The organism is Niveispirillum sp., from assembly GCF_017996735.1.
Classification (GTDB): Bacteria; Pseudomonadota; Alphaproteobacteria; order Azospirillales; family Azospirillaceae; genus Niveispirillum.
Genome location: NZ_JAGOGJ010000002.1, coordinates 115,755 through 127,674, shown reverse-complemented (window position 1 = coordinate 127,674; position 11,920 = coordinate 115,755). Strand labels below are relative to the sequence as shown.

The 11,920-nt window shown below is 67.5% G+C and carries 9 protein-coding genes; 6 read left to right on the top strand and 3 right to left on the bottom strand.

The features are described 5' to 3' along the window. Positions 1-121 precede the first annotated feature (121 nt). On the top strand, positions 122-2,104 hold the full coding sequence (locus KBA48_RS01470) for a hypothetical protein (protein ID WP_292903041.1): 1,983 nt from the start codon (positions 122-124) through the stop codon (positions 2,102-2,104). Between the two features lie 47 nt (positions 2,105-2,151). Next, entirely contained in the window at positions 2,152-3,372 is a 1,221-nt protein-coding gene (locus tag KBA48_RS01465; RefSeq protein ID WP_292903039.1) for a sugar MFS transporter, read from the top strand. A gap of 166 nt (positions 3,373-3,538) precedes the next feature. Here the strand turns inward: KBA48_RS01465 and KBA48_RS01460 are convergent, their stop codons facing one another. From KBA48_RS01460 to KBA48_RS01450, 3 genes are read right to left on the bottom strand one after another with little or no spacing between them, the layout of a single operon-like run. Then, positions 3,539-4,069 (bottom strand): HutD family protein, encoded by a 531-nt coding sequence (locus tag KBA48_RS01460; protein WP_292903037.1) that lies wholly within the window; start codon positions 4,067-4,069, stop codon positions 3,539-3,541. Continuing rightward, on the bottom strand, positions 4,066-4,794 hold the full coding sequence (hutC, locus tag KBA48_RS01455) for a histidine utilization repressor (protein ID WP_292903035.1): 729 nt from the start codon (positions 4,792-4,794) through the stop codon (positions 4,066-4,068). Before hutC ends, KBA48_RS01460 begins: the two co-directional genes overlap by 4 nt. Continuing rightward, on the bottom strand, positions 4,791-6,146 hold the full coding sequence (locus KBA48_RS01450; RefSeq protein WP_292903033.1) for a formimidoylglutamate deiminase: 1,356 nt from the start codon (positions 6,144-6,146) through the stop codon (positions 4,791-4,793). Before KBA48_RS01450 ends, hutC begins: the two co-directional genes overlap by 4 nt. Before the next feature lie 338 nt (positions 6,147-6,484). Between KBA48_RS01450 and hutI the strand changes: the two genes are divergently transcribed. From hutI to hutU, 4 genes are all read left to right on the top strand, one after another. Further along, positions 6,485-7,648 carry an imidazolonepropionase gene (gene hutI, locus KBA48_RS01445; protein WP_292903140.1) on the top strand — a complete coding sequence of 388 codons (1,164 nt, stop codon included), beginning with the start codon at positions 6,485-6,487 and terminating at the stop codon, positions 7,646-7,648. Continuing rightward, positions 7,648-9,192, top strand: coding sequence for a histidine ammonia-lyase (gene hutH, locus KBA48_RS01440; protein WP_292903031.1), 1,545 nt, complete (start codon positions 7,648-7,650; stop codon positions 9,190-9,192). The genes hutI and hutH overlap by 1 nt, the downstream gene beginning before the upstream one ends. A 186-nt stretch (positions 9,193-9,378) precedes the next feature. Further along, entirely contained in the window at positions 9,379-10,203 is an 825-nt protein-coding gene (gene hutG, locus KBA48_RS01435) for an N-formylglutamate deformylase (protein WP_292903029.1), read from the top strand. 8 nt (positions 10,204-10,211) lie between these two features. After that, positions 10,212-11,882 carry a urocanate hydratase gene (gene hutU, locus KBA48_RS01430; protein ID WP_292903027.1) on the top strand — a complete coding sequence of 557 codons (1,671 nt, stop codon included), beginning with the start codon at positions 10,212-10,214 and terminating at the stop codon, positions 11,880-11,882. The last annotated feature ends 38 nt before the right edge of the window (positions 11,883-11,920 follow it).

The window sequence follows — 11,920 nt, the reverse complement described above, 5'->3', positions numbered from 1 at the left end:
CAAGGCTCACCCCTAAAGTTTCGCCCCTCGCCCACGAAGGTGGGAGAGGGAGGGGCCCGTTGGCGCCAGCCAACGGGAGGGTGAGGGTCCTTTTCCCGCATCCTCCACCCCGGAGCCCGCCATGCCCCGCCTGACCCGCCTCGGCAAGACCCTGCCGCTGCTGGCCCTGCTTCTGGCGGGTCCCGCCTGGGGGGAGGATGCACTGCGTTTCGACCTGACGGTCGGGCAGCATCAGAACCTGTTCCTGCGAGACGGCCCCGTCTCCGCCCATCTGGTGGCAGGGGCGGGCCGGATCGTGGTGGCCTTTCCCGCCGGCAATGCCGGCATCGGCCTGTGGACCGACAGCCAGGCCGCCATCACCGCCGGCCCCCTCTCCCCCATCACCATCCCGGATATCCGGGGCCGCCCCCTGCACGGCATCGAAACCACGGTGACGGTCGCGACCCAAAGCCTGACCCTCCGCCACACGATCCTGTCCAGCATCCGCATCTTGCGCGACTTTCAGCAATCCTCCACGCGTCAGCCCCCGGTGGAAACCACGCCAACCGTCAACGGCAGCACCGTCCTTTGGCAGCGTGACCGTCTGGACGGCGCTCCCGGCTGTCTCTTGACCCTGACCCCACTGAACGGCACCGCCACGGCCAACCCCGACGGCTCCGTCACCCTCTCCACCCCCGCCCCCGCCCTGCGCCTGACACTGACGGCGGTCAGTGGGGAAATGCCCCTGACCCCCATCGCCCTGTCCGACCTGCTGAACGACAAAGCCGCCCCCGACCAGAAGGCAAGGCAGGTGCTGGATTTCCTCAGCTACCGGGAAAAGCTGATGGCCGGGTCCTGGGCCTACAACACCTATTTCGGGCGCGACACGCTGATGTCGCTGCGCCTGCTGATGCCGGTTCTGCAACCGGCCGCCATTGAGGCCGGGCTGGGTGCCGTCCTGGAACGGCTCAGCCCGTCTGGCGATGTCGCGCATGAGGAGGATGTGGGCGAATTCGCCGTCCTGCGCCACCGCCTGGAACAGGGAAACAGCAGCGCCGATCCCCTCTTTGATTACAAGATGGTCGATGATGATCTGATGCTGGCCCCCATCCTGGCCGATTACCTGGGCCGCATCCCCGCCCGCGACGCCCGATTGTTCCTGGCGCGGCGCACCCAATCGGGCGAGGCCTATGGCACCCTGCTGGCCCGCAACCTGTCCTTCGTCCTGACCCGCGCGCAAGCCTTCGCCGCCGACCCGGTGGCCACCAACCTGATCCCCCTGCCGGCGGGACAGAAGGTGGGCGACTGGCGCGACAGCCAGGAAGGGCTGGCCGGCGGCCGCTATTCCTACAGCGTCAATGCCGTCCTGGCACCCGCCGCCCTGGCCGCCATCACCCGCCTGCACACATCCGGCCTGATGGCACCCTACGCCCGTGACCTGTCACACGCTGAAACTCTGGCGAAGGTCTGGACCGACAAGGCCCCCGGTCTTTTCGCCGTCACCATCCCGGCACCCGAAGCCCAGGCCGCCGCCAACCGCTTTGCCGCCGAACTGGGCATCGACGCCGCCCCCCGGCCCCCCGGCCCCTTGAGTTTCGACGCGCTTTCCCTGGATGATGCCGGCCGCCCCCTGCCCGTCATGCATTCCGACACGGGCTTTGCGCTGCTGTTCCTGAACCCCGATGCCGCCACCCTGGACCGTGCCATCGCCCCCTTGCTGCACCGCCTGCCCGCCGGCCTGATGACCGATGCCGGTATGGTGGTGGCCAACGCCGCCTGGGCCCCCGCCCCCATCCGCGCCGAATTCGGCCCCGGCTACTACCACGGCGCCGTGATCTGGTCCTGGCAGCAGGCCTTGATGGCCGCCGGCCTGGAACGGCAACTGGCGCGCACCGACCTGCCCGCCGTCACCCGCACCCGCCTGCACGCGGCCCAGCGCGCCCTGTGGCGGGCGATCCGCGCCGTGCCGGCCGATCAGCAGACCTCTGAGCTCTGGTCCTGGGCCTATAATAGCGGCCGCTTCAGCTACCGCCCCTTCGGCCAGGGCGGCGGGGATCAGACGGAATCCAACGCCGCCCAGTTGTGGAGCACGGTCTATCTGGCCGTCAAACCACCGGCCCTTTGACAAACAGCGCCAAACCAACAAGAACGGAACAGGGAAGGATATGAGGCATGCGTAACGGACGGGCGGTACTGGCGGTGGCTTTGACCTATGTGGTCTTTGCCATGCTGCTGAATTCGGTGGGCACGGTCATCCTGCAATCGATCCAGAGCTTTGGCGTGACCAAGCTGGAGGCGGGGCGGCTGGAGGCCTACAAGGATCTGCCCATCGCCATCACCAGCTTCATCGTCGCCAGCTTTCTGCCCCGCATCGGCTATCGCCGCGCCATGATCGCGGCGCTGGTGCTGGAGGGGCTGGCGGCGGCCCTGATGCCTTTCCTGTCGGCCTTCTGGGCCATGAAGCTGATGTTTTTCTGCATCGGCGTCGGCTTTGCGCATGTGAAGGTGGCGGCATATTCCTCCATCGGCCTGCTGACCCGCGACAAACAGGGCCATGCCAGCCTGACCAACCTGATCGAGGGCGTGTTCATGCTGGGTGTATTGGGCAGCTACTGGCTGTTCAGCCTGTTCGTGAATCAGGACAACCCCGCCGATCCCTCCTGGCTCAATGTCTATTGGGTCCTGTCCGCCATCGCCTTTGCCGCTGCAGCACTCTGGGCCATCACGCCCCTGGATGAAAGCGAGGCGCATGCGCCGGACGCCAAGCCCGGCCTGCAACAGATGGCGCGCCTGGCCGTCACCCCCATCGCCGTGGTCTTCCTGGCCTCGGCCTTTCTCTATGTCCTGATCGAACAGGCCATCGGCACCTGGCTGCCCACCTTCAACGCGGAGGTACTGCATCTGCCCGCCGCCATGTCGATCCAGGCCACCAGCATTTTCGCCGCCGGCATCGCGCTGGGCCGGCTGGGGGCGGGCGTGGCGCTGGCCCGTATCGGCTGGTTCCCGTTCCTGGCCGGTTGTCTGGTGGCCATGACGGCCCTGGTCCTGCTGACCCTGCCGTTGGCCGAAGGGGTGCAGCCAATGGCGGAGGCCAACTGGCTGGCGGCCCCCATCGCCGCCTTCATGCTGCCTTTGATCGGCCTGTTCATGGCGCCGATCTATCCGGTGATCAACTCGGTGATCCTGTCGGCCCTGCCCAAGCATGACCATGCCGCCATGACCGGCCTGATTGTGGTGTTCTCCGCCCTGGGCGGCACCTTCGGCTCCTTCGTCACCGGCTTCCTGTTCGACCGGCTGGGCGGCCACACGGCGTTTTACATGGCGCTGGTGCCCATGGGTGCCATCGCCGTGACGCTGTTCCTGCTGAACCAGCGGACGAAAGCGGCAGCCTAGCCCCCTCACCCTCCCACCGCGACGCGGCGGGCCCCTCCCTCTCCCGCCAGGCGGGCGAGGGACGGAAACACACCTTGAGCTTGATTTCGCCCCTCGCCCACGAAAGTGGGAGAGGGAGGGGCCCAAGCCTGCAAAGGCTTGGGAGGGTGAGGGAACAACCCTCCCCCTACACCCCCGTCATCACCACCAGCAGCCCCGACCCCTCCCCCGTCACCCTGGCCACCTCTTCCGGCCCGACCATCAGCGCGTCCCAGCGGCTCAAACCCCGATAGCCGCCATCCAGCGCCAGCAGCAGCCGCACCGCCGGCACCGCGCCCAGCGCCACCGGCCCACGCACACGCGCCACCGAATGCGTGAACCGTCCCCGCCGCGTCATGACGTTCAGGTCCTGCACCGGCCCGCCGGTCACCAATGCCTGCACCGCCTCCCCGCCATCAAACGAAAATGGCGCACTGGCCGGCGTCAGTACATGGCCGTTCAGCGCCATGGAACCGCCCGACAGGATGGTCAGCGTCCGGTCAATGCCGGGAAAGGCGGAGAACGGCCCATCCCCCTCCACCCGGGCGATGGACACGCGCCAGTCGAAATCCGACAGGCCCGCCCCTTCCGGGAAGACGGCCACCGTCGCCGTCTCGCCCCCGCCATTCTTCCAGGGCGTCGATACGCGGGTTGCCGCGCGCAGCAGAACCCCGCTCATCCCGCCCCCCCGGCGCCGGTAAAGCGCGCCACCAGATCGAAGCCGGCACCCGGAAACACCTGCCGCACATGGGTGATGGGCTGGTCCCCGCGCCAGGTGCGGCGGTCCAGGATCAGGCAGGCCGTGCCCTCATCCACGTCCAGGGCGCCGGCCAGCCTTCCCGCCGCCGCCGCCGTGATCCGGTGTTCAGCCTCCGTCCACGGCACATGCGCCAGCAGCCAGGACCCCGGCGCCACGGTGGTGAAATCCGCCATTGCTGCTTCCGGCACGGCTTTCAGACTGATCAACCGCTCCTCCACGGCAAAGGGCACACCATCGGCCAGATGCCGGCAGGTCAGCGACAGCACCTTGGCCCCGCGCGGCGGCCGCATCCGTTCCGGATCGACCGACGCTGCCGGTAACACGTCGCGCGACAGCAATTCCAGGCGGTAAATCTGGCCCCGTCCCGTCACCTCCGCCTGGATATCGGGGATGGCCAGGGCCGCCATATGGATCTGCGGGCGTGACACAAAGGTCCCCGCCCGTCGGCGCCGCTCCAGCAGGCCTGCCTCCACCAACCCCGACAGCGCCTTGTTCACCGTCATGCGGGCGCAGCCATAGCGCGCCATCAACTCATGTTCGAACGGAATACGGTCACCGGGGCGCAGGGTGCCCGATAGAATGGCCCCTTCGATATCGGCCCGGATGCGGGCATGCAGCGATAGGGTTATATCGTCCAAACTCATGACAGGATGGTTCCCAGCGCCAGACGGTAACGGGCGGCGACGGCGTCGCGCACGATATGGCGGCCCCCGCTTACCACGCGCCGGCCCCGCCGCCAAACCCCGTCCACCATGCGCTGCCCGGCAAAGACGAACCCGTCCAGCAGCGCGTCACCCCGCCGCGCCGCCAGACTGGGCTGTGTCGTATCCAGCGTCACAAAATCCGCCGCTGCGCCTACGGACAGGCCAGCCCCCTTCTGCCCCAACGCCCGCGCCCCACCCGACAGCGCGCCATCGAACAGCACCCGCCCCGTGGACGGCGTGTCGGCCCGGCCCAGCACATTGCGCGCCCGGTGGGCCAGACGCTGGGCATATTCCATGCTGCGCAGTTCTTCCGCCGCATCGATCAGGACATTGCTGTCCGACCCGATGCCGAACCGGCCCCCCGCCGCCAGATAATCCCGCCCGTTGAAGATCCCGTCGCCCAGATTGGCCTCGGTGATCGGACACAGGCCCGCCACGGCCCCGCTCGCGGCCAGCTTCGCCGTCTCCGCCGCGTCCATATGGGTGGCATGCACCAGGCACCATTGCCCGTCGACATCCGCATGGTCGAACAGCCAGGCCACGGGCCGCTGCCCGCTCCAGGCATGGCAATCGGCCACTTCCTTGATCTGTTCGGCGATATGGATATGGATGGGGCCACCCGCCGCCAGGGCGGGGACATGGGACAGGCTGACCGGCGTCACCGCGCGCAGGCTGTGCGGGGCCACACCCACCAACCCGTCGGGCAGCCCGGCCAGCGCCGTGCGGCTGGCCTCCACCAGGGTCGCAAACCCGTCGATGCTGTTGATGAAGCGTTTCTGCCCCTGGCTGGGCGCCTGCCCGCCGAACCCGCCATATTGATACAGCACCGGCAGCAGGGTCAGGCCGATGCCCGTCTCCGCCGCAGCATCCGCCAGCCTTGCGCCCATTTCCGCCGGGTTGGCATAGGCACGGCCATCCAGATCATGGTGGATATAGTGGAACTCGCCCACACGCGTGAACCCGCCCTCCAGCATCTCGACAAAGGCCATGGCGGCAATGGCCTGCATCTCGTCTGGCCCGATCCGGTGGGCAAAGCGGTACATCAGCTCCCGCCAGGTCCAGAAACTATCCTCTCCTGGCCCCCGCACCTCCGCCAGCCCGGCCATGCCGCGCTGGAACGCGTGACTGTGCAGGTTGGGCAGGCCCGGAATGGCAATCGCCTGACGCTCATCGGTCGCTTCCGGGGCAGCATGGACGCTGACGGCGGTGATCACCCCGCCCTGTTCCACCACCCGCACCCCCTCCGCCCAACCGCCCGGCAGCAGCGCCTGCTGGAACCAGAACCCGGCCATCACCCAACCCCCGAATTTTGTCGCGAGCCCCATATTAATGTATAGACATAAATTATGTATAGACATAAAACAGGCCAAAACGGGTGCGACAGACGCCCGGGCAAGGGGTTCAGCGGAAAGGGTTCGGACATGCGGCATGGGTTCAATGGTCACCCTGTGATGATGGCCCTGCTGGCGTCACCTCCGCGAAAGCGGGGGCGCAGCGTAAGCGATGACATGACTCATATCGGCGCTGACCGCGCCCCCCGCCGGGTCTCCGCTTTCGCGGGGGTGACGGGAGTGGAGACGTGAACCCCATGAACGCCGACCATCTCTGGACCCATGCGCGCCTTGCCACCATGCGCCCCGACCTGCCCGGCCTGGGGATCATTGAGGATGGGGTGATTGCTGCGCAGCATGGCCGCATCATTTTTGCCGGCCCCAAGGCCGACGCCCCCGCTTTCGACGCGGTACAAACCACCGACCTGGATGGCCGCTGGGTCACGCCGGGCCTGATCGATTGCCACACACATCTGGTCCATGCCGGCGACCGCGCGCATGAATTCGAACTGCGCCTGAAGGGTGCGACCTACGAGGAGATTGCGCGGGCCGGCGGCGGCATCGTCTCCACCATGCGTGCCACCCGTGCCGCCACGACGGAGGCGCTGATCTGTCAGGCCCTGCCGCGCCTGGATGCGCTGCTGGACGAGGGCGTGACGACGATCGAGGTGAAGTCCGGCTATGGCCTGACGCTGGCGGACGAGGTGAAGATGCTGCGCGCCGCCCGCGCGCTGGCCGATCATCGCGGCGTCGATGTCGCCACCACCTTCCTGGGCGCCCATGCGGTACCGCCGGAATATGCCGAGGATCACGACGCCTATATCGATCTGGTCTGCCGCACCATGATCCCGCATGTTGCGCAGCATAAGCTGGCCGACGCGGTGGATGGGTTCTGCGAAGGCATCGGCTTTTCCCTGGCCCAGGTCCGCCGCGTCTTCCACGCCGCCAAGGCCAATGGGCTGGCTATCAAGCTGCATGCCGAGCAGCTTTCCAACCTGAACGGTGCGGCGCTGGCTGCGCAGTGCGGGGCACTGTCGGCCGACCATCTGGAACATGTCGATGAACCCGCCGTGCGCGCCATGGCGCAATCGGGCACGGTCGCCGTCATGCTGCCCGGCGCCTATTATTTCACCCGCGATACCAAGGCGCCGCCCATCGACCTGTTCCGGTTGCACGGCGTGCCCATGGCGGTGGCAACCGACTGCAACCCCGGCACCGCGCCGCTGACTTCGCTGCTGCTGTCGCTGAACATGGCCGCCACCCTGTTCCGGATGAGTGTGGAGGAATGCCTGCTGGGCGCCACCCGCCACGCCGCCAAGGCGCTGGGAAGGCAGGCCGATATCGGCGTGCTGGCGGCCGGCAAACAATGCGACCTCGCCATCTGGGACATTGAGCGTCCCGCCGAACTTGTCTACCGCATGGGGTTCAACCCCCTGCACGCCCGTATCCACAGGGGGATCTGATGTCGCACTCCATGTCCGTCACGCTGCGCCCCGGCGCTGTCAGCCTGTCCGACTGGCGCCGCATCTATAACGGGGCCGCCGTCACACTGGACCCCGCCTGCCGCCCGGCGGTGGAGCGCAGCGCCGCCACCATCGCCCGCATCATCGCCAAGGGCGACCCCGTCTATGGCGTGAATACCGGTTTCGGCAAGCTGGCCTCCGTCCGCATCGCCACCGACGATCTGGAATTGCTGCAACGCAACATCGTGCTGTCCCATGCCGCCGGCGTGGGTGAGCCGATGCCGCGTACCGTGCTGCGCCTGATGATGGCGCTGAAGCTGTCCAGCCTGGGCGTGGGCGCCTCGGGCGTGCGGCCGGAAACGCTGGACCTGCTGGAAGCGCTGCTGACGCAAGACATCCTGCCCGTGGTCCCGGCCCAGGGCTCGGTCGGCGCCTCGGGCGATCTGGCCCCCCTGTCGCATATGGCAGCATCCATGATCGGCCATGGCGAGGTCATCGCCAAGGGTACGCGCATGAAGGCCGCCGACGCGCTGGCCGCGGCCGGCCTGTCGCCCCTGACCCTGGGGCCGAAGGAAGGGCTGGCCCTGCTGAACGGCACGCAATTCTCGACGGCCTATGCGCTGGCCGGCCTGTTCGAAGCCGAACGCCTGCACGGCTCGGCGCTCGCCACCGGCGCACTCTCCACCGAGGCGGCCAAGGGGTCCGACACCCCCTTCGACCCGCGTATCCATCTGCTGCGCGGGCATAAGGGCCAGATTGCCGTGGCCGACACGCTGCGCCGCCTGATGGACGGCTCCGCCATCCGCGCCTCCCACCGCGAGGATGATATCCGCGTGCAGGACCCCTATTGCCTGCGCTGCCAGCCGCAGGTGATGGGGGCCGCCCTGGACCTGCTGCGTCAGGCGGGCCAGACCCTGTTGACGGAGGCCAACGCCGTCTCCGACAACCCGCTGGTCTTTGCCGAGGATGACAGCGTGCTGTCCGGCGGCAATTTCCACGCCGAACCGGTGGCCTTCGCCGCCGACATGATCGCCATGGCGGTGTGTGAGATCGGGTCCCTGTCGGAGCGCCGCATCGCCATGCTGGTGGACCCGGCCTTGTCCGGCCTGCCCGCCTTCCTGACGCCGAAACCCGGCCTGAATTCCGGCTTCATGATCCCACAGGTCACCGCCGCCGCGCTGGTGTCGGAAAACAAGCAACGCGCCTACCCGGCCAGCGTCGACAGCATCCCCACCTCCGCCAACCAGGAAGATCATGTCTCCATGGCGGCCCACGGCGCCCGGCGCCTGCTGTCCATGGTGGAAAACGCCGACAGCGTGGTGGCCATCGAATATCTGTCGGCGGCCCAGGGCTGCGACTTCCACGCCCCCCTGACCAGCAGCACGGTCCTGGAAAGCCTGCGCGCCACCCTGCGCGCGGAGGTGCCGACCCTGACCGACGACCGTTATTTCCACGCCGACATTGCCGCCGCCTTGACCCTGGTCCGCTCCGGTGCCCTGATCAGGACAGTGACGGCGGCGGGCGTGGACCTGCCTTGTATGTAAGGATGGTTGCTCCCTCACCCTCCCAAACGCTGCCGCGTTCGGGCCCCTCCCTCTCCCGCAAACGGTAGAGGGGCGATATTCCACCCCTCGCCCACGACAATGGTAGAGGGGCGATATTTCACCCCTCGCCCACCAAGGTGGGAGAGGGAGGGGCCCCCCCCCCGCCCAGAACAGGAGGAAGCGATCATGGAACAGGACTGGCTGATCATCCACCAGGGCACCGCCCCCCTGATCCTTTCCATCCCGCATGCGGGAACGGAGATCGATTGGGAAATGGAAGATGCGCTGGTCGATCCCTGGCTGGCGCGCAAGGATGCCGACTGGTGGGTGGATCAGCTTTATTTCTTCGCCCGCGACCTGGGCGCCACCATCGTGCAGACGACCTTGTCGCGCACCATGATCGACGTGAACCGTCCGCCCGACGGCGCCTCGCTTTATCCGGGACAGGCCACGACCGACCTCTGCCCGCTGACCAGTTTTGATGGCGAGCCGCTTTATCGTCCCGGCCGCGAGCCCGACGCGCTGGAAAGCCTGCGCCGGCGCGAACTGTTCCATGCCCCCTATCACGCGGCCCTGATGGCCGAGATCCTGCGCCTGCGCCGCACCCATCCGCGTGTGGTGCTCTATGATTGCCACTCCATCCGGTCCTTCGTGCCGCGCCTGTTCGACGGCGCCCTGCCGCATTTCAACATCGGCACGTTCGAGGGCAGAAGCTGCGACCCCAGCCTGACGCGGGTGATCGAGGCGGCGTGTGATGTCACACAATTCACCCGCGTGACCAATGGCCGCTTCAAGGGCGGCCACATCACCCGCCATTACGGGCAGCCCGCCAAGGGCGTGCATGCGGTGCAGATGGAACTGGCGACACGCGGTTACCTGCTGGAACCCGAGGGCGATCTGGCGCCCGACAACTGGCCCCCCGCCTATGATGCCGCTTATGCGGCTCCGATGGTGAAGGCCCTGCGCAACATCCTGACCGCCTGCATCGGCTGGGCGACGGACGCGAAATAACCGAGGACATGATGAGCCGCATCGACAATACCCGCGTGATCCGCGCGCCCCACGGCACTGACCGCACCGCCAAGTCCTGGTTGACGGAAGCCGCCCTGCGCATGCTGATGAACAACCTGGACCCCGACGTGGCCGAACGGCCGGAGGAGCTGGTGGTCTATGGCGGCATCGGGCGTGCGGCGCGCGACTGGGCCAGTTTCGACCGCATCGTGTCGGCACTGCGCGATCTGGAGGATGACCAGACCCTGCTGGTACAGTCCGGCAAGCCGGTCGGCGTCTTCCGCACCCATGAAGATGCCCCGCGCGTCCTGATCGCCAATTCCAATCTGGTGCCGCACTGGGCCACCTGGGACAAGTTCCATGAACTGGATGCCAAGGGCCTGATGATGTACGGCCAGATGACGGCCGGAAGCTGGATCTATATCGGCACTCAGGGCATCGTCCAGGGCACCTATGAGACCTTTGTGGAGGTGGGCCGCCGTCATTATGGCGGCAGCCTTGCCGGCCGCTGGATCCTGACCGGCGGTCTGGGCGGCATGGGCGGGGCCCAGCCGCTGGCCGCCGTGATGGCCGGCGCCTCCTGTCTGGCCGTGGAATGCCAGCCATCGCGCATCGATATGCGCCTGCGCACCGGCTATCTCGACCGCGCCACCGACAGCCTGGATGAAGCGCTGTCCATCATCGATGAAAGCTGCAAGGCCAGAAAGCCGGTCTCCGTCGGCCTGCTGGGCAACGCGGCGGATGTCTTCCCCGAACTGGTCCGCCGCGGCGTGCGCCCCGATGCCGTCACCGATCAGACATCCGCCCATGACCCGATCAACGGCTACCTGCCCGCCGGCTGGACGCTCGATCAATGGCTGAAGGCGCGGGAGGAGGACCCCAAAAGCGTGGAGAAGGCATCCCGCGCCTCCATGGCGGTCCAGGTCCGCGCCATGCTGGATTTCTGGAAAGAAGGCGTGCCCACGCTGGATTACGGCAATAATATCCGGCAGATGGCGCTGGAGGAGGGGGTTACCGACGCCTTCGCCTTCCCTGGCTTCGTGCCCGCCTATATCCGCCCGCTTTTCTGTCGCGGCATCGGCCCCTTCCGCTGGGCGGCCCTGTCGGGCGATCCGGAGGATATCTACAAGACCGACGCCAAGGTGAAGGAACTGCTGCCCGATAATGCCCACCTGCATCACTGGCTGGACATGGCGCGGGAAAAGATCAAGTTCCAGGGCCTGCCCGCCCGTATCTGCTGGGTCGGCCTGGGCGACCGTCACCGTCTGGCGCTCGCCTTCAACGAGATGGTGGCCAAGGGCGAGTTGAAGGCCCCCGTGGTCATCGGCCGCGACCATCTGGACAGCGGCTCCGTCGCCTCGCCCAACCGCGAGACAGAGGCCATGCTGGACGGGTCCGACGCCGTCTCCGACTGGCCGCTGCTGAACGCCCTGCTCAACACCGCGTCGGGCGCCACCTGGGTCTCCCTGCACCATGGCGGCGGGGTGGGCATGGGCTTTTCCCAGCATAGCGGCGTCGTCATCGTCGCCGACGGCACGCCTGCCGCCGCCCGCCGCCTGGAACGCGTGCTGTGGAACGACCCCGCCACGGGCGTCATGCGCCATGCCGACGCCGGCTACGACATCGCCCGGGACTGCGCGCGGGAAAAGGGCCTGAACCTGCCGGGCATATTGGGCTGACGCCACACCCCCAACCGGTCTCATCATCCCCTGCCACG